The following is an 18,150-nucleotide window of genomic DNA, read 5'->3' as shown; positions in this document are numbered from 1 at the left end:
GTCCGAGCGCTACGCCTTGAGCGCCAGCGCGAACGGCAGCACCCCGGACGCCCCGGCAGCGCGGAGCGCCCGCCCGGCCTCCGTGATGGTCCAGCGGCTGTCCGCGAAGTCGTCGACGAGGAGCACCGGTCCGGGGTTCGCCGCGAACCATGCGGCGCCCTCGTCCGGGACGGCGAAGTGGTCCCACACCGAGGCGAGGCGGAACGCGCTGTTGCCACCGGGCTGCCCCTGCGGGAATCCGTGCGGCGTGGTCAGCTGCCCGAGGTAGGGGATGCGACCCACACCGGCGAGCGCCTGCGCCAGGGACCCGACGAGCTGGGGGCGCCGCCGGGAGGGGACACTGACCACGGCCACGGGCCGCTCGTCCCAGCCCCACTGGGCCAGCACGCGGACGACCGCTTCGACGACCGCGGGATCGAGCGGCGCGTCGGGTGTCGCATCCGCGAGGAGTTCGCGGAGCCTGCTGCCCCACACGAGGTCGGTGAGGCGGGCGAGGGCGCGGCCCGGCAGGCTGACCTCCCCGGGCTTCAGCTTGCCCTTGAGCGGTACGCCGAGCTTGTCCATGCCGGAGGGCCACTGGCCGCGGGGCTCGAGCTCCACACCGACCCTGCTGAGGGCCTGGTTCGCGGAGTCGGACGCCTCGTGGGCCACCTCGTCCGAATACCACGGGGCGGCGCAGTTGTCGCAGCGTCCGCAGGGGGTGGCGGCCGGGTCGTCGAGGGACTTCGAGAGGAACTCCATGCGGCAGGCCGTGGTGTTCTCGTAGTCGAGCATCGCCTTCTGTTCCACGACGCGCGCCTCGCTGATGCGGCGGTACCGCTCGGCGTCGTACTCCCAGGTGGTCCCGGTGCCTTCCCATCCGCCGGTGACCTTGCGGACCGCCCCGTCGACGTCGAGCACCTTGAGCAGCAGCTCGAGCGGCGAGCGCTTCAGGTTCACCTGCGTCTCGAGGGCCGGGGTGGACAGGACGACACCCGGGCGGAGGGCCTCGATCACCCGCAGGGCCGCGTCCTGGGACGGCATCGAGGCGGTGGCGAAGTACTCCCAGATGTCGCGGTCCTCCGCGCCGGGCAGCAGCAGGACGTCGGCGTTGGGCGTCCCACGCCCGGCGCGGCCGACCTGCTGGTAGTACGCGACAGGGGACGAGGGCGCCCCGAGGTGCACCACGAACCCGAGGTCGGGCTTGTCGAAGCCCATGCCGAGGGCGCTCGTGGCCACCAGGGCCTTCACCTCGTTGTTCTTGAGGGCGGCCTCCGCGGCCTCGCGGTCGGCAGGGTCCGTGCGCCCGGTGTAGGCGCGGACCGCGTGTCCGTTCTCCCGGAGCAGGCGGGCGGTATCCTCCGCGGCGGAGACCGTGAGGGCGTAGATGATGCCGCTCCCCGGCAGGTCCGAGAGGTGGGTGAGGAGCCAGGCCAGACGCGACCGCGGACTCGGCAGCCGCAGCACCCCGAGCCGCAGGGACTTCCTGGCGAGCTCCCCGCGCAGCGTGAAGACGTCCGTGCCGCCCGCGCCCAGCTGCTCCTCGACGTCCTTCACCACGCGCGAGTTGGCGGTCGCCGTCGTGGCCAGCACGGGCACCCCGGCGGGCAGGCCCATGATCAGCTCGCGCAGGCGACGGTAGTCCGGCCGGAAGTCGTGCCCCCAGTCGGAGATGCAGTGGGCCTCGTCGATCACGAGCAGGCCCGTCCGCCGCATGAGCTCCGGCAGGTGCTGCTCACGGAAGGACGGGTTGTTGAGGCGCTCGGGTGAGACGAGGAGGACATCCACCTCGTTGGCCTGCAGCTTCGCGGTGATGTCCTGCCACTCGGTCTGGTTGGCCGAGTTGATGGCCTCGGCCCGGACTCCGGCCCTGGCCGCGGCCGCGACCTGGTCCCGCATGAGCGCGAGCAGCGGCGAGACGATCAGGGTGGGGCCCGCACCGCGTGCACGCAGGAGCAGGCTCGCAACGAAGTACACCGCCGATTTGCCCCACCCGGTGCGCTGGACCACCAGCGCGCGCCGGCCGCCCTCCACGAGGGCCTCGATGGCCTCGAACTGTCCCTCGTGGAACCGGGCGTCCGGCGACCCGACGAGGGTGGTCAGGATTTCGGTGGCTTGCTCGTTCAGCGTGGTGGTCGGCGACATCTTCCCAGTATCCCAGCCGCCTCCCCCACTCACCGTGCGGCAACCGCTATGTGCGCAACCGGCGCCACGGCCCCACCGATACACTTTCCAACGTGACTACAACCTTCGATCTCTCTGCATCCTTCAAGGCCTACGACGTCCGCGGCATCGTCGGCGAGACCATCACCGTCGACTCGGTCCGGGCGGTAGGAGCAGCCTTCGTCGACTCGCTGGAGCTGGCCGGGGAGACCATCCTCGTCGGCGGAGACATGCGGCCGTCGTCGCCCGAGTTCTCGAAGGCGTTCGCCGAGGGTGCCACCCGCCGCGGGGGAAACGTGGTCTTCCTCGACCTCATCTCCACCGACGAGCTCTACTACGCCAGCGGCACCCTGAACGCGGCCGGCGTGACGTTCACCGCCAGCCACAATCCCGCCCAGTACAACGGCATGAAGATGACGCGCGCCGGCGCCGTCCCGGTGTCCTCGGAGACGGGCCTCAACGACGTGCAGGAGCGCGCCGAACGCTACCTCGCCGACGGCTCGATCCCCGCCGCCGCGGCGCAGGGTACCACCGGCGTGCGCGACGTCCTCGAGGAGTACTCGCGGTTCCTGCGCGCCCAGGTGGACCTCTCGTCGTCGCGCCCGCTCAAGATCGTGGTGGACGCCGGCAACGGCATGGCGGGCCTGACCACCCCCGCCGTCCTCGGCGACAAGATCCTGCCCGCCCTGCCGTTCGAGATCGTGCCCCTCTACTTCGAGCTCGACGGCTCGTTCCCCAACCACCCGGCCAACCCGCTCGAGCCGGAGAACCTCCGCGACCTGCAGGCGGCCGTCGTCGAGCACGGCGCGGACATCGGGATCGCGTTCGACGGCGACGCCGACCGCTGCTTCATCATCGACGAGCTCGGCGAACCCGTCTCACCGAGCGCCATCACCGCGATGGTCGCCCGCCGCGAGATCGCCCGCGCGCAGGCCGCCGGCGAGGCCGAACCCGTGATCATCCACAACCTCATCACCTCGCGCGCGGTGCCCGAACTGATCAGGCACGACGGCGGCCGTCCGGTCCGTACGCGCGTGGGCCACTCCTTCATCAAGGCCGTCATGGCGAAAGAGGGCGCCGTGTTCGGCGGCGAGCACTCCGCCCACTACTACTTCCGGGACTTCTGGAACGCGGACACGGGGATGCTCGCGGCGATGCACGTCCTCGCCGCCCTCGGCGAGCAGGACGGGCCGCTCTCTGAGCTGGGCCGCGAATACGAGCCCTACGTCTCCTCCGGCGAGGTCAATTCGAAGGTCGAGGACCTCCCGGCGTCCATCGCCCGGGCGCGCGCCGAGTTCGAGCAGGACGGCGTCGTCGTCGACGAGCTCGACGGCCTGACCTTCACGCCGGACCACGGGGACTGGTGGTTCAACCTGCGCGCCTCGAACACGGAGCCCTACCTGCGGCTCAACGCCGAGGCCGTGGACCTCGAGACCATGGAACGCATCCGCGACCGGGTGCTGGCCGTGATCCGGAGCTGACCGGGTGACTGGATCCTCCGAGACTCCCGCTGCCGTCCCGCAGCCTGCGGACCCGGCCGGGGACTCCTGGCGCGGCTCGGTGCCGGCCACGAGCGCCACGGACCTCGAGAACCTGCTCGGTACCGGGCTCGCGTCTGCCCAGGAGTCGCTGGCGCGCGACGGCGGGCTCCTGCCCTTCGCCCTGGTGGTGGAGAACGACGGCGCGGTGCGCCTGGTGGCGGTCACTCCGGCCGATGCGGCGGACGGCGGCGACTTCGATGCCGACGGCATGATCAGCGACCTCACCGAACTCCTGCGCCAGCACCGCGACGAGTTCCGCGCCGCGGCGATCGTCTGTGACATCACCCTGCTGGACGAGGACTCCGACGCGATCCACGTCGCCGCCGAGCATCAGGACGGCTCGGTGTTCGCCGCGGTGCTGCCCTACGGCAACGGTCCGGGGACGAACGGGCTGGAGTTCGGCGAGCTGTCGGCCGACACCAGCGAACCCGCCGTCTGGGTGGATCGGACCGAGCCGGTGGTATGAGGATCAATGCCTTCGCGGACGTCAGCCTTCGCGCGATGATGGTGCTCGCGGCCGCCGCGGACGGCGAACTGCTCACCACCCAGAGCATCGCCGACGCCGTCGGCACCCCCTACAACCACGTGAGCAAGACGATGGCGAAGCTGCGCGAACTCGGCATGATCGACGTGGAACGCGGTCGTCACGGCGGCGCCCGGCTCAGCAGCGCCGGCCGCGCAGCCACCGTCGGCCGGCTGCTGCGGGCGCTGGACACCCGGACGGACCCGGCCGACTGCGTGACCGCCACGGGCGCCTGCCCGCTGGTGACCGAGTGCCGGCTCCGGGCCGCCCTGGGCAGGGCCCGTGAAGCGTTCTACCGGGAGCTCGACGACGTGGTGGTCGCCTCGCTGCCCACGTCCCGGCAGATGAGCCCTGTCTTCCAGGCCATCGGCCTGCGCCCCGACCTGTAAGCCGCTCCGGCGCGCCGAACCGCCTGCAGGATTTGCAACCGTTTTCTACGACGTGTAGTACTTGGAGCGTCAATACATGCATATCAGATGCAAGTATTCGTCGCCGAGGTCCGGCCGAATTCCCGGGCCACTATCTCAGGAGTCCATCATTCTCTCGGACAAGTCCTTCCCCGTCATCGAGGCAACCCTCCCACTGGTGGGGTCCCGCATAGGGGAGATCACGCCCAGGTTCTACGCCAGCCTCTTCGCAGCGCACCCGGAACTGATGGACGGTCTCTTCAGCCGCTCCAACCAGCGCAACGGCGACCAGCAGCAGGCCCTGGCCGGGAGCATCGCCGCTTTCGCCACGCACCTGGTGAACAACCCCGGAACGCTGCCGGAGACGGTGCTCGCCCGCATCGCGCACCGCCACACCTCCCTCGGAATCACCGAACCGCAGTACCAGGTGGTGTACGAACACCTCTTCGCGGCCATCGCCGACGACCTCGCCGACGTCATCACACCCGAGATCGCCGAAGCCTGGACCGAGGTCTACTGGCTGATGGCCGACGCGCTGGTCAAGCTGGAGAAAGGCCTCTACGCCGCACAGGCCAACACCACCATGTGGAGCCCGTGGAGGGTCGCCGCCAAGACCGCCGCCGGCACCGGCTCGCTGACCTTCGTCCTCGAACCGGCCGACGACACCCCCATCACCCCTGCCCTCCCGGGCCAGTACGTCAGCGTCAAGGTCACCCTCCCCGACGGCCTGCGCCAGGTCCGCCAGTACTCCCTCTCCGGCAACGCCGGCACCAGCCGTAGCTTCACCAGCAAGCTCGACGACGGCGGTGAGGTCTCCCCCGTGCTGCACAACCACGTCCGGGTCGGCGACATCCTCGAGATCTCGAACCCCTACGGGGAGATCACCCTCAAGGACAGCGACGACCCCGTGGTCCTGGCCTCGGCCGGCATCGGCTGCACGCCGTCGGCCTCGATCCTGCGGTCCCTCGCGGAGTCCGGCTCGGACCGCCAGGTGCTCGTCCTGCACGCGGAGAGCACGCTGGACAGCTGGGCGCTGCGTTCCCAGATGACCGACGACGTCGAGCGGCTCGACGGCGCCGAGCTTCAGCTCTGGCTCGAACAGCCTGAGGCGGATGCGAAGGAAGGGTTCATGACGCTGCGCGACGTGGATCTGCCGACCAACGCCTCGCTGTACCTGTGCGGTCCACTGCCGTTCATGAAGAGCATCCGCAACGAGGCCATCAACGCCGGCATCCCGGCGACCAGGATCCACTACGAGGTCTTCGGCCCGGACATCTGGCTCGCCGGCTGACAAGCCGATCGAGACCGACGACGGCGGCCCCGCACCTTCGAAGGTGCGGGGCCGCCGTCGTCGCCCTGCCGGTAGTCAGTGCGCCGACATGCGGTCCTTCAGGGCATCGAGTTCGGCCTGCAGCGCGTCCGGGAGCGAATCCCCGAACCTCGCGTACCACTCCTCGATGGAGGCGAGCTCGACGTCCCATTCCTCACGGTCGACGTGCACGGCGGACTCCAGCTCGGCCGGCGTCATGTCCAACCCCGTGAGGTCGAGCGCATCCCCGGTCGGGACGAAGCCGATGGGGGTCTCGACGGCGTCCGCCGTACCCTCCAGCCGCTCGATGACCCATTTCAGCACCCGCGAGTTGTCGCCGAAGCCGGGCCAGGCGAAGCCGCCGGACGCGGTGCGGCGGAACCAGTTGACGAGGAAGATCTTCGGCAGGCGCGCCTGGTCGGCTCCGGCGCTGAGGGTGAGCCAGTGGCGGAGGTAGTCGCCGGCGTCGTAGCCGATGAAGGGCAGCATGGCCATGGGGTCGCGGCGGACGCGGCCCACCTCGCCCGCGGCGGCGGCCGTGGTCTCCGACGACAGCGTCGACCCCATGAAGATGCCGTTCGCCCAGCTGCGGGACTGCGTGACGAGGGGGACCGTCGTCTTGCGGCGTCCGCCGAAGAGGATGGCCGAGAGCTCGACGCCGTCCGGCCGGTTGAACTCTTCGGCGAGCATGTCGATCTGGTCGATCGGCGTGCAGAACCTGGCATTCGGGTGCGCCGCGGTGTGCTCCATGTCCGGCGTCCAGTCGCGGCCCTGCCAGTCCGTGAGGTGGGCCGGCACCTCCTCGGTCATGCCCTCCCACCAGACGCCGCCGTCGTCGGTGAGGGCGACGTTCGTGAAGACCGAGTTGCCCTTGGCGATGGCGCGCATCGCATTCGGGTTGGTGTGCCAGCCGGTGCCGGGCGCGACGCCGAAGAGTCCCGCCTCGGGATTGACCGCCCGCAGTTCGCCCTCCTTCCCGAAGCGCATCCAGGTGATGTCGTCGCCCAGCGTCTCGACCTTCCAGCCGTCGATCGTGGGGTCGAGCAGTGCGAGGTTCGTCTTGCCGCACGCCGAGGGGAACGCCGCGGAGAGGTAGTAGGTCCGGTCCTGGGGCGAAGTGAGCTTGAGGATCAGCATGTGCTCGGCCAGCCAGCCCTCCTCGCGCGCCATGACGGATGCGATCCGCAGCGCGTAGCACTTCTTGCCGAGCAGGGCGTTGCCGCCGTAGCCGGAGCCGTAGGACCAGATGGAGCGCTCCTCGGGGAAGTGGACGATCCACTTCTCCTCGTTGCAGGGCCACGGGACGTCGGCCTCGCCGTCGGCGAGAGGTGCGCCGAGTGAGTGGAGGGCCGGCACGAACGCGGCGTCGAGTTCGGTCATGCGGTCCAGGACGGGGGTGCCGATCGTCGCCATGATGCGCATCGACGTGACCACGTAGGCACTGTCGGTGATCTCGACGCCGAACTTGGGGTCCTCGGCGTCGAGGTGGCCCATGACGAACGGGATGACGTACATGGTGCGGCCGCGCATGGCACCGGAGAACAGGCCGGTGAGTTTCGCCTTCATCTCCGCCGGGTCCATCCAGTTGTTCGTGAAGCCCGCCTCGCGTTCGTCGGCGGAGCAGATGAACGTCTGCTCCTCCACCCGGGCCACGTCTCTGGGGTCCGAGAAAGCCGCAAAGGAATTGGGGAACGTCTCCGGGTTGAGCCGGACGAACGTCCCGCTCTCGACCAGTTCGTCCGAGAGACGCCGGTTCTCCGCCTCCGAACCGTCCACCCAGACGACGTCGGCGGGCTGCGTCAGCAGCCGCACCTCCTCGACCCACGCGAGCAGGGGCTTGTGGGTGGTCGGCGCAGTGGGGGGTGTGTCAACCGTGAGCTGTCGTACGGGATCGCCCATTACTCTTCCCTTCGTTGGGTGCATGGTGTCTACCGATGCTAGGGGCGGGATATTTCACGCAAGGGCCCGATCGAGGAAGCACACACCCAGGCCGTGGTGTCTTCCGCGTCAACGAGCCGATGTCCAGCGCTTACGTTACGCCCTGGTGTGATGAAGGTCACCTAGACCGGTCTACCGCGCGTGGAGCGGACTGGCTGATTAGGCGCCGCAGACAATCCACGCTAGAGTTATTTACGGCCAAACGGCCGGTTTGTGGGACTCATTCGCAGTGCGGATCGACGGACCACAGATGCGTGCGTAGCTCAACGGATAGAGCATCTGACTACGGATCAGAAGGTTGGGGGTTCGAATCCCTTCGCGCGCACCACGGTTCATGCAGACCACGAAAGGCCCCGGCTCCGGTCGGGGCCTTTTGCATGCGGGTTGCTCCCCACCGGGGTGGATGCAAGGCTCGACCCATGAGCGAACCCCAGAGCATCGATGTCATCGTGATCGGCGCCGGCGCTGTCGGTGAGAATGTGGCGGGACGAGTGGTCGAGAGGGGTCTCTCGGCGGTGCTCGTCGAATCCGACCTCATCGGGGGTGAATGCTCCTACTGGGCGTGTATGCCGTCCAAGGCCCTCCTCCGTCCTGGCACCGTCCTCAACGCGGCGCGGGGCGTGGCCGGTGCGCGGGAAGCAGTCACGGGTGCGCTCGACCCGGAGCAGGTGCTCGAGCGCCGCACCTCCTTCACCTCCGGCTGGGACGACTCCTCACAGGAGGAATGGGTCACCTCGACGGGCATCACCCTGGAACGGGGCTGGGCGAAGCTCACCGGTGAACGCGAAGTCGCCATCAGCCACGATGACGGATCCGAGACCATCTACCGCGCGAATCACGCCGTCGTGCTCGCCACGGGCTCGACGCCGACCGCCCCGCCCATCGACGGGCTCGCCGACCTCGACTACTGGACCACCCGCGAGGCGACGTCGGCGAAGGAGATCCCCGCAAGCCTCGCCGTCCTCGGCGGCGGCGTGGCCGGCGTCGAACTGGCGCAGGCCTATGCGCGACTCGGCGCCGAGGTCACCGTCATCGCCCGCAGCGGGATCCTCGGCAACTACCCGAAGGAAGCCTCGGACCTCGTGCTCGACGCCCTCCGCGGTGAAGGACTCATCGTCCTGACGGACACGGCGACGAACTCCGTGCGTCAGGAGGACGGCGGATTCGTGCTCGACGTCGGCAACGGCCGGACCGTCACGGCGGAGAAGCTGCTCGTCTCGACCGGACGGCACCCGAACACCTCCGGCCTCGGCCTCGAGAGCGTCGGCCTGGACCCGAAGAAGCTGACCCGGGACGCCACCGGGCGCGTCCCCGACACCGGCGGCTGGCTGTACGCCGTCGGTGACGCGGGCGGCGTGGTCCAGCTGACGCACCAGGGCAAGTACGAGGCACGCACGACCGGTGACGCCATTGCGGCTCGCGCACAGGGCACCCTCGGCGACTCCGCCGAGGACTGGAGCGCCTACGCAGCGACGGCGGACCGGGGTGCCGTCCCCCAGGTGGTGTTCACCGACCCGGAGATCGCCATGGTGGGCCGCACCCTCGACCAGGCGCGGAAGGACGGCGTCGACGCCTCCGAGACATCCCTCGAGATCGCCGTCGCCGGGTCCGCCCTGCACTCCGACGGATACAAGGGCTGGGCGCAGATGGTCGTCGACGAGGACCGGAAAGTCGTCGTGGGCGTCACCTTCGCCGGGCCCGAGGTGTCCGAGATGCTGCACGCCGCGACGATCGCCATCGTCGGGGAGGTACCCCTCGACCGCCTGTGGCATGCAGTGCCCGCCTACCCCACCGTCAGCGAGGTCTGGCTGCGCCTGCTCGAGAAGTACGGGCTGTAACCGGCCGGGTCGCGTCAGCGGAGGGTGGAGGCCCGGCGCACCACGAAGTCCGTGACGTCGGCGTCGCGCCCGTCGAGCTCCGCCCAGGAGCCGTCGAACGTCATGACGGTGAGCCCCGACGTCGGGTAGTCCGTCGCGAGGTCCATGACGGCGTGCTCGCTGGAGCGGACGGACGCCAGGCGCATCGCCAGGTCCTGGACGCCGGGGTTGTGCGCGATCACGAGCAGGCTCGTCACGGTCTGCGGCACGTGGTTGATGAGGGCGAGCATCTCCGAGGGACGGGCCGCGTAGAGCTCGTCCTCCAGCTTGGGGGTGGGCGCCTTGTCCCCCAGCTCCTTGCAGACCCAGGTGCAGGTCTGGCGGGTGCGCAGGGCCGTCGAGACGAGGATGAAGTCCGGGACGGCGTCGTGCTCAAGCATCCAGCGCCCCACGAGCGGAGCGTCGGCGTGGCCGCGCGAACTGAGCGACCGTTCGTGGTCGGGCACTCCCTCCTGGAACTCGGCCTTTGCGTGGCGCAGCAGCATGAGTCGCTTCAGGTGGTGGGAGGCCATCCTCGCAGTCTAGGGCTTCCCCGGCGTGCCCAGCAGCCTAGATGGAGTACTCGGGAGCAGCCCAGACCACGACTTCGGGGTGGTCGTAGAAGCGGTAACCCTGACCGCGGACGGTGCGGACGGTGTTGGCCAGACGCCCGAGCTTCGACCGCAGCCGGCGGATGTGCACGTCGATGGTGCGCTCGTTCGGCACTTCCTCGGCGTTCCGCCACAGACCGCTGAGGAGTTCCTCCCGGCCCACCGTGCGGGTCGCGTTCTCCACGAGGTAGTTCAGGAGCTCGAACTCCTTGAACGTGAGGTTCAGCGTCTCGCCGTCGAGGTGGACCTCGCGCCGCGACAGGTCGATGAGCACTCCCGTGGGCCGGGACTGCTGTGCCCGGGACGGTGCGGGTGCGGCCTCGGGGCGGGCGCGGCGGGCGACGGTCGGATCGCCGAGGGCGGCACGGACGACGTCGATATCCGATCCGGGGGCATCCGCCGGGGCGAGGGCGACGGCCGCGTGGCTCTCGGCGGTCGGCACGAGCGAGCGCACATAGGCTCGCACGTCCTGGGCCAGTTTGGTGAAGGTGGTGCCTGCCGCTGCGGCGGTGGCCTCGTCGAGTGCGACGTAGAGCACGAAGCCCCGCGCGGTCGTGTCGCCGGTGACCGCCTGCGGGCCCGGGACGCCATTGGGCGCCACGACGGGGACGGGCGCCGTCATGGCCGGACCGATGTCTCCGCCGGGTACGGCCTGGAGACGGGACGGGGAGGCCGGGGGCTGCTGCGCGTGGCCGGGAAGGGCGTGCCCGAAGGACGGGCGCGCCTGGCGGCTCTGGGGCGAGCGGAGGGAGATATGGACGTAACCCGGATTTACTGACATGGAACCAACCTCGTGAAGTGTGCCGTCATCGCGGCTCGAATGCGGGATGTGCCCGGTCGGGATGAAGAGGATCGCCCGCCGTTGGGCTTGAAAGTGCGTAAAAGGGTTGGGGTGTAACCGTTACGCGTGCATTCGACGACAGCAGCGGCCGGGTCCGGACAGGACGTCCGGGGAGGAGACTGCGGCTGCACATGCGAGTGAAAGGGTGTTCACGTGACGAATTATTGCACGTAACAATTGGCTACGCGCAAGTAACAAAGGTCGATAGTCCAGCATGCGGACGCTTGACGCCGGAGACGGAACGCACTCGGAGGGGACGCGGTGCGCGAGCTCAGCGCAATGCGTCCACGCTACATACCGGATACGAGAAAATTCGTCCATCTTCGAGTACCTGAAAGTGTCGGCGGCAGAGTAGGCCGACCCGTCAAGAGACGAAGCGGCAGGAACGTCGGTCCTAGCCGACGACGCCGTAGAGACGGTCTCCGGCGTCACCGAGCCCCGGGACGATGTACGACTTCTCGTTGAGCCGCTCGTCGATCGACGCCAGGACGATCGTGACGTTGCGGCCCTCGAGCTCCTCCTGCAGCGTGGCGAGGCCCTCGGGCGCGGCGAGGAGGCAGATGCAGGTGATGTCCGCGGCCCCCCGGGCGAAGAGGAACTTGATGGCCTCGCGGAGCGTGCCGCCCGTAGCGAGCATCGGGTCGAGCACGAAGACCTGACGTCCGGTGAGGTCGTCCGGCAGCCGCTCGGCGTAGGTGATGGCCTCGAGGGTCTCTTCGTTGCGGGCCATCCCGAGGAAACCCACCTCGGCCGTCGGCACGAGCCGCGTCATGCCCTCGAGCATCCCGAGGCCGGCGCGGAGGATGGGGACCACAAGGGGGGTGGGCTTCACGAGCCCGACGCCTTCGGTCTTCGTGACGGGCGTCTCGATGGACACGGTCTCCACACGGACGTCACGCGTGGCCTCGTAGGCCAGCAGGGTGACGAGTTCCTCGGTGAGGAGCCGGAACACCGGCGACGACGTGTCCTTGTCCCGGAGAACCGTGAGTTTGTGGGCTACCAGGGGGTGGTCGACTACCAGTACACGCATGTCTCAAAAGTACCATTGGAGCCATGTCCCCCTCCCTCCTCCCCGTCCTCCCCGAGCACCGGGCGTGGATGGGACTGGCTCTGGAGGCAGCCGCACTGACGAGGGCGAGCGCGGACGTGCCGATCGGCGCCGTCGTCGTCGGACCCAACGGCGGGGTGCTCGGCACGGGCCGGAACCAGCGCGAGGAGCTCGGGGATCCGACGGCCCACGCCGAGGTGCAGGCCATCCGTGCTGCCTCCGCACGCCTCGGCGGATGGCGGCTCGACGGCTGCACCCTGGTGGTGACGCTCGAGCCGTGCGCCATGTGCGCCGGCGCCTCCGTGCTGGCGCGCATCCCCCGCGTGGTGTTCGGAGCATGGGACGAGAAGGCAGGGGCCTCGGGCTCGGTGTTCGACGTGCTGCGCGAGCGCCGGCTGAACCACTGGACCGAGGTCTTCGCGGGGGTCCGCGAGGAGGAGTGCGCCCTGCTCCTCACGAAGTTCTTCACGGCCCAGCGGTCCGGTTCCGGCCCGACGTGATGGCAAGGGGTGACAGTGCGTAGGCTGATGAAATCCGCAGCATCCCCTTCGAAGGAGTAGACGTGGCAGATCAGCAGGACGGCTTGAAGGAAGTACAGGACATTCTCGGCAAGGCTCACATCGCGATCCTTACCACGGTGAGTCTCGACGGACAGCTCGTGAGCAGGCCCCTCGCGCTCCAGGCGAAGGACTTCGACGGCGACCTCTGGTTCTTCACGGAGGACCCCTCCCCCAAGGCCGACGAGATCCGTGCCAACCCCCAGGTCAACGTCTCAGCGAGCACGGGCAAGGGCTACGTCTCGATCGCGGGCACCGCGACCCTGACGAAGGACCAGGCGAAGATCGACGAGCTGTGGGGACCGTCGGTGTCCGCGTGGTTCGAGAACGGTCGTGAGGATCCCGCCGTCGCCCTCATCCACGTCGACGCCGATACCGCCGAGTACTGGTCCATGGACGCGCCGCGCGTCGTCTCCGCCGTGAAGATGGTCAAGGGCCTCGTGACGGGCACCAAGCCCGACGTCGGCAGGAACGACGTCGTCGAGCTCCCCTAGCTGTTCTGCCCAGGCCGTTTTGGGTCTGGGGCGCCGGACCCGGTAACGTAGTGGCGTTGGTGACGTGTCCGAGCGGCCGAAGGTGCAACACTCGAAATGTTGTTTGGTGTAAAAGCCAACGTGGGTTCAAATCCCACCGTCACCGCCACTGAAAACCCCCGGGAAACTGGGGGTTTTCTGCATTCTCGGGGTGCTCGTGGTGCATCCGTGGTGCATATCTCGAAGAGTCGTGCCGCATCGAGGTGCTCCGGTGCGAGCTCCCCCCGCGAATGCCCGCCGCATCATGTCGTCTCCGCATCAGCCCACCCGACCGCGCTTTGATTGGCGGCAGCTTTGATTGGCGGCAGCTTGATCTCGGCCAGGCTTTTCACCTCGGGTGAGGTTTCACGGCCTAGCTGCTCGTCGAGGGTGACCTTCAACCGCGCAGCTGAAACCACGACCCAGAGGTATTGCGCGCTAGTTACCCTCCGAAGCTACAACTACGTGGTTGGTGAACTCGATGGTGAGCTGGTTCAGGTCTGTTGCCAAACCCCGGGCGGGCAAGCGTGGATGCACAGCGCAGGCTAATTCACCTCTCTGTCGTCGGAATGGGCCGGAACCGGCTTGAATGGCCAGATGAACCCAACCACTTGGGACAGCCTTGTCGTCGAGACCCAGTTCGCCACAGAGCTGACCCTGACCGGGCTTCGGAGGCTCTGCTCCGTCCCTACAGACCCTGCACTGGTGCAGTGGGGCAGCAAAGACTCGAATTACGCACTTCACGTCGGGATGTACTCGTACTCGTCCGGCCTCGAACGCCTGTGCAAGCTGGCTATCGCTTGTAACGGGTACGCGGCCGACGGGGAGTTCCCCAAACTCCGCAGCTACTCGCACAAGATTGGGGACCTGCTCGATGCCGTTGAAGGGTTAACGCCGGCAGGCCCTGGTGCCTCGATGCGTAGGGCGAAGTACCTGGTCCGACCCTCGGATGACCTCGACCCCGACCTTACGAACATGGTCGACCGGTTCGCCAACGGAGCTGGACGGTACGAGCACCTCGACTCGCTGTGGAACGACGACGCCAAGGTCAACACCTACAACGAGTGGTCTGCACTTGCTACAAGGGCTTCCGTCTCCGAGGAAGTGCGCAGGCTGATCTCGGTCAAGGAGGCAATGGCGAAGGTAATCGGATCGGAACTGATCGATGACGGGCTCGAATGTACGGCGGTAAGTGTGATGAAGGACTTGGAGATTCCGACATACGAACCCTCGATCGGCATGGTGCTGAGCCTTTTCCGGAAGGTCCGGTGGGTGTCAACAATCCTTGATGTTGCTACCTACTACACAAGTGAGGATCTCCCGCTCCTAGGCGAGGTCGTCTCACGGCACTTCATCCACTCGTCTGCGAAATTTTTCAACTACCACATCACCAGAATCGGCGATGATCTCATCGTCGAGGAGGAGCTAAAAGCGGCGTGCAAGCGTATTCGCATACGCGAGGCGGAACCGGATGACGAAGAGTCCGATGGGATTGGGGCCGAGGAGTGACGCGCCCCCACAGCGCAGACCCTTGTCTTGGTGATACTTGGTTGTCGATGCCTTCCCCTACTGAGCTGATTGTCGGCGATGGTGTTTTCTTGCGTGGTTGGTGATGACGCTTTCAGCGGTACTGAGCGTCCATCCCAGTCCTGGAGCTTGCAAAAGGTAGAGGCGGCCTGACTGCCGGGGTGCCTTCACGATTCGCGGCCGAGGTCCGCTTCTTGCGCGCGAGCATCTTCGTTAGGACTGCCTTGTCGAGGTTGGTGGTGGCCGTCTCGGTAATTCCCTTGTAAGACCGGTAGCTCGGTTCGGTGACTCCGGCGAGGCCGGCGGCGAGGTTCTGCTTCTGTGCGGTGGTGGCCTTGACGACGCTGAATCCTGTAGTACCCGGTGTTCAGCCTTCGTTGCTCGATGGCTGATGATCATCGCCCTCCACGAGAGGTCGACAAAACATACTTTTCCGTTGCCGCCGGTTAGTATCCAATGTGCTGGGCAATGTTGACGGCACGAACTATGACTGGGGGGTCAGTGACAACCGAGCAGGTCCTTCCGCCGGATCCGCATCTCATGGAGTCCATGCGCGCCGTCGGCTACACGCTTCAGACGGCCGTTGCTGACCTCATCGACAACTCGATATCCGCAGAAGCCACCAACGTCGACATATTCTTCGGCGATCAACCTGATCCGTACGTTGCCTTGGTCGACGACGGCGAGGGAATGACAGCTGAGCATGCCATCGAGGCGATGCGCTTGGCTGGTGCCAGCCCGATGAGGTCGAGAAATCCCAAGGACCTTGGACGCTTCGGTCTTGGACTGAAAACGGCATCGTTGTCGCAGTGCCGGGACTTGGTCGTCGTTTCGAAGCGCGACGGCGTCCTGTGCGGCTTCGAGTGGGACATCGATCACATGATCGAAAAGCAGACTTGGAGTCTGCTCGTCCTTGCCGAGGACGAGCTGCAGGAGCTTCCCCGATTCAGCGAATTGGACGGGCGCACTTCGGGGACACTCGTCATCTGGCGAAACCTCGACAGGCTCGAAGCGACCGTCGGCGATCTCAGCTCGTCGTTCGATGCCGCGATGATGGATGTCAAAAATCACTTGGCCCTTGTGTTCCACAGATTTCTTGCCGGCGAACACGGTCAACGCCTCAAGATCTCGCTGAATCGCGTCCCCGTGCAAGGCTCCGACCCCTTCTTGGAGTCCCATAAGGCCACTCAGATCGGACCATCGGAGTCCTTCTCCGTCGATGGGGAGCGGATCGACGTCCAGCCGTACACGCTGCCGCATCTGAGCCGGATGACGACAGTGGAGAGGAAACGGGCCCAAGTCGCCGGCCGCGTGCGCGACAGCCAGGGCTTCTACATCTACCGCGGGCGACGCTTGGTCATCTGGGGTACGTGGTTCCGTATAGCTCCCAAGGATGACATGGGAAAACTTGCCAGGGTCAAGGTGGATATTCCGAATACGCTGGATCATCTGTGGTCCTTGGACATCAAGAAAGCCTCAGCGACACCACCACCCCAGATCCGGGAGAATCTTCGCCGGATCGCCGGTCGAATAGTGGAACCGAGCAAACGTGTGCACCTCTATCGGGGCCGCATCGTCCAGGAACAGTCACGTACAAGTCCTGTGTGGAATGTCGTCGATGACCGGGGCACCTTCAGATACGAGATCAATCGACAGCATCCAGCACTGGAGATGCTGGCCGAGCAGATGAGCCCCGACGATGTGGCGCAGATGACCGCAGTGCTTTCGCTGCTGGAGTCAACCTTCCCCGTCGAGGACGCATACAACAGGCTCGGCCAGGACGAGAGCCACTCGCCACTTCAACCACCTGATCGGGAGCTCGAGGACATGGCCTCGGCGCTCTGGAAGGCCCACAAAGCCGGCGGAGGTGGTTCTGAGCAGTTCGTAGCCGCCATGGCTTCGATCGAACCTTTCGCTCTCATTCCCGCGCCCACCGAACTTCTTTGGAAGGTAATCAATGACTAGTCAGGCCGCCTCGGACCCCAGTGTCATCCGTTCTCAGACGGAAAAACTTGAGACAGTCGTCAGTGCTCTCCTGAGCAAGGACACCTACAGCGAGGCCCACCTCCGGGACCAGCTGGTAGCTTTCCGACCGGTCGTGGCGCCGGATGTGTCCGACGACGACATAACAGCAGTCCACCGGCGGCTCGTGCGCAAATTGAGCATCGATGTCGAGATGGGGGTTGGAATCACGGACAAGGACTTCAAGTCCTGGCTGCCGGAGAAGAGACACGACATCGAGTGGACCCGCTGGCTGACCTACAAGCAGTGGCTGCGCAACAGCAATCGTTCTCCGCGGGTCCTCGAGAAGATGGAGGAATTCACTGACATCATCCTCGACTACGTCGGGGACCCAACGCTTCCGGGGCCTTGGGACCGCAAAGGCCTGATCATTGGAGACGTGCAGTCCGGCAAGACACAAACATACTTGGGGCTGCTCAACAAGGCAGCGGACGCCGGTTACCGATTGATCGTGCTTCTGGCCGGTAACACGGAGTATCTGCGCCAACAGACACAGATACGCGTCGACGAGGGATTCCTGGGAAAGGACTCCAGCAGGAACATCTCCCGCCTGGGCACCGGTATGCCCGCAGCAGACAGGTACGTGGGGGTCGGACGGCTGAACAAACAACTGACCTACGCGACGGGAATGACGACCGTCGTCCAGGACTTCCTCCAAGCTAGCCGGGATGCGACCAGCATCACCGTTTCCTCGGATTCTCCGAATCCGTTCATCTTCGTCATCAAGAAGAACGTCCACGTCCTCAAGGCGCTCATTGACTGGACCCACGAACAACCCAAGTCGCATGGCAAGATCGATCTCCCGCTCCTCCTGGTCGACGACGAGTCGGACTACGCGTCCGTCAACACGGGCAAGGAGGACGACCCCACCCAGACGAACTTCCTCATCCGACAGCTCCTCAGCAAGTATTCGCGGAACTCCTACGTAGCCATCACCGCGACTCCCTTCGCGAACATCCTCATCGATCATGAAGCCGAGACCGAGAAGGAGGGCGAGACCCACAAGGACCTCTTTCCCAAGGACTTCATCTACGGCCTCGAAGCGCCGAGCAACTACGTCGGGGCCGTGGCCACGTTTGGCACAGAGGATGACGTGAACACCGACAAGGTGATCGATCTGCACGACGTCGAGGCTCTACTGCCCTTGAAGCACAAGCAGACCTGGTTGGGCCCCCGTTAGCAGTCCAGCGTCTATGCGATAGCTAATTGGTTGTCTTGCGTCCAGTTTTCCCAATAGCGGTTCGGCGTCATGCCGTCTAGGGATCCGTGGGGCCGTTCATGATTATAGATAGCTTTCCACTCGTCGGCCAGATACT

Annotated in this window: 17 protein-coding genes and 2 tRNA genes; 12 read left to right on the top strand and 7 right to left on the bottom strand. The window is 66.5% G+C overall.

Annotated elements, in window-relative coordinates:
* Nucleotides 1-9: 9 nt before the first annotated feature.
* Complete coding sequence (locus tag IWX63_RS14200; RefSeq protein ID WP_199278813.1) at nt 10-2,124, bottom strand: RecQ family ATP-dependent DNA helicase; 2,115 nt, start codon at nt 2,122-2,124, stop codon at nt 10-12.
* 92 nt (nt 2,125-2,216) lie between these two features.
* Between IWX63_RS14200 and IWX63_RS14195 the strand changes: the two genes are divergently transcribed.
* The 4 genes from IWX63_RS14195 to IWX63_RS14180 all read left to right on the top strand — a co-directional run bounded on the left by IWX63_RS14195 (nt 2,217) and on the right by IWX63_RS14180 (nt 5,904).
* Nucleotides 2,217-3,623, top strand: a complete 1,407-nt coding sequence (locus tag IWX63_RS14195) for a phosphomannomutase/phosphoglucomutase (RefSeq protein WP_199278812.1) — start codon at nt 2,217-2,219, stop codon at nt 3,621-3,623.
* 4 nt (nt 3,624-3,627) lie between these two features.
* On the top strand, nt 3,628-4,149 hold the full coding sequence (locus tag IWX63_RS14190) for a hypothetical protein (RefSeq protein ID WP_199278811.1): 522 nt from the start codon (nt 3,628-3,630) through the stop codon (nt 4,147-4,149).
* On the top strand, nt 4,146-4,595 hold the full coding sequence (locus IWX63_RS14185) for an RrF2 family transcriptional regulator (protein ID WP_199278810.1): 450 nt from the start codon (nt 4,146-4,148) through the stop codon (nt 4,593-4,595). Before IWX63_RS14190 ends, IWX63_RS14185 begins: the two co-directional genes overlap by 4 nt.
* A 148-nt stretch (nt 4,596-4,743) precedes the next feature.
* Entirely contained in the window at nt 4,744-5,904 is a 1,161-nt protein-coding gene (locus IWX63_RS14180) for a globin domain-containing protein (protein WP_199278867.1), read from the top strand.
* 75 nt (nt 5,905-5,979) lie between these two features.
* Here the strand turns inward: IWX63_RS14180 and IWX63_RS14175 are convergent, their stop codons facing one another.
* Entirely contained in the window at nt 5,980-7,821 is a 1,842-nt protein-coding gene (locus IWX63_RS14175) for a phosphoenolpyruvate carboxykinase (GTP) (RefSeq protein WP_199278809.1), read from the bottom strand.
* Between the two features lie 291 nt (nt 7,822-8,112).
* On the opposite strand from IWX63_RS14175, the gene IWX63_RS14170 reads away from it, so the two are divergent.
* Nucleotides 8,113-8,188: transfer RNA gene (locus IWX63_RS14170), tRNA-Arg, on the top strand.
* A gap of 91 nt (nt 8,189-8,279) precedes the next feature.
* Nucleotides 8,280-9,698: a dihydrolipoyl dehydrogenase family protein gene (locus tag IWX63_RS14165; protein ID WP_199278808.1), complete on the top strand. Its 1,419-nt coding sequence runs from the start codon at nt 8,280-8,282 to the stop codon at nt 9,696-9,698.
* Between the two features lie 14 nt (nt 9,699-9,712).
* Here IWX63_RS14165 and IWX63_RS14160 read toward each other — a convergent pair whose 3' ends face one another.
* The 3 genes from IWX63_RS14160 to upp all read right to left on the bottom strand — a co-directional run bounded on the left by IWX63_RS14160 (nt 9,713) and on the right by upp (nt 12,198).
* Nucleotides 9,713-10,249: a SixA phosphatase family protein gene (locus tag IWX63_RS14160; protein ID WP_199278807.1), complete on the bottom strand. Its 537-nt coding sequence runs from the start codon at nt 10,247-10,249 to the stop codon at nt 9,713-9,715.
* 37 nt (nt 10,250-10,286) lie between these two features.
* The gene (locus tag IWX63_RS14155; RefSeq protein WP_199278806.1) at nt 10,287-11,108 is read right to left on the bottom strand and encodes a winged helix-turn-helix domain-containing protein; all 822 of its coding nucleotides are present in this window, start codon (nt 11,106-11,108) and stop codon (nt 10,287-10,289) included.
* A gap of 454 nt (nt 11,109-11,562) precedes the next feature.
* On the bottom strand, nt 11,563-12,198 hold the full coding sequence (gene upp / locus IWX63_RS14150) for a uracil phosphoribosyltransferase (protein ID WP_199278805.1): 636 nt from the start codon (nt 12,196-12,198) through the stop codon (nt 11,563-11,565).
* A gap of 23 nt (nt 12,199-12,221) precedes the next feature.
* Here upp and IWX63_RS14145 point away from each other — a divergent pair, with 23 nt between their 5' ends.
* The 3 genes from IWX63_RS14145 to IWX63_RS14135 all read left to right on the top strand — a co-directional run bounded on the left by IWX63_RS14145 (nt 12,222) and on the right by IWX63_RS14135 (nt 13,415).
* The gene (locus IWX63_RS14145; protein WP_199278804.1) at nt 12,222-12,716 is read left to right on the top strand and encodes a nucleoside deaminase; all 495 of its coding nucleotides are present in this window, start codon (nt 12,222-12,224) and stop codon (nt 12,714-12,716) included.
* Nucleotides 12,717-12,778: 62 nt separating this feature from the next.
* The gene (locus IWX63_RS14140) at nt 12,779-13,267 is read left to right on the top strand and encodes a pyridoxamine 5'-phosphate oxidase family protein (protein ID WP_199278803.1); all 489 of its coding nucleotides are present in this window, start codon (nt 12,779-12,781) and stop codon (nt 13,265-13,267) included.
* A gap of 58 nt (nt 13,268-13,325) precedes the next feature.
* Nucleotides 13,326-13,415, top strand: a tRNA-Ser gene (locus tag IWX63_RS14135).
* 133 nt (nt 13,416-13,548) lie between these two features.
* Here the strand turns inward: IWX63_RS14135 and IWX63_RS14130 are convergent.
* Nucleotides 13,549-13,686 (bottom strand): hypothetical protein, encoded by a 138-nt coding sequence (locus IWX63_RS14130; RefSeq protein WP_199278802.1) that lies wholly within the window; start codon nt 13,684-13,686, stop codon nt 13,549-13,551.
* A 196-nt stretch (nt 13,687-13,882) separates the two neighbouring features.
* Here IWX63_RS14130 and IWX63_RS14125 point away from each other — a divergent pair, with 196 nt between their 5' ends.
* The 3 genes from IWX63_RS14125 (at nt 13,883) to IWX63_RS14115 (ending at nt 18,014) form a co-directional block, all read left to right on the top strand.
* On the top strand, nt 13,883-14,794 hold the full coding sequence (locus tag IWX63_RS14125) for a hypothetical protein (protein WP_199278801.1): 912 nt from the start codon (nt 13,883-13,885) through the stop codon (nt 14,792-14,794).
* 519 nt (nt 14,795-15,313) lie between these two features.
* The gene (locus IWX63_RS14120) at nt 15,314-16,777 is read left to right on the top strand and encodes an ATP-binding protein (protein ID WP_199278800.1); all 1,464 of its coding nucleotides are present in this window, start codon (nt 15,314-15,316) and stop codon (nt 16,775-16,777) included.
* The gene (locus tag IWX63_RS14115) at nt 16,770-18,014 is read left to right on the top strand and encodes a hypothetical protein (RefSeq protein WP_199278799.1); all 1,245 of its coding nucleotides are present in this window, start codon (nt 16,770-16,772) and stop codon (nt 18,012-18,014) included. Before IWX63_RS14120 ends, IWX63_RS14115 begins: the two co-directional genes overlap by 8 nt.
* 11 nt (nt 18,015-18,025) lie before the next feature.
* On the opposite strand, the gene IWX63_RS14110 is transcribed toward IWX63_RS14115, so the two are convergent.
* A partial coding sequence (locus IWX63_RS14110; RefSeq protein ID WP_199278798.1) for an integrase core domain-containing protein occupies nt 18,026-18,150 on the bottom strand: 125 nt, incomplete at its 5' end.

The sequence above is a fragment of the Arthrobacter sp. CAN_A2 genome, from assembly GCF_015752045.1.
Lineage (GTDB): Bacteria > Actinomycetota > Actinomycetes > Actinomycetales > Micrococcaceae > Arthrobacter_D.
This window is presented reverse-complemented; position numbering and strand designations above follow the sequence as displayed.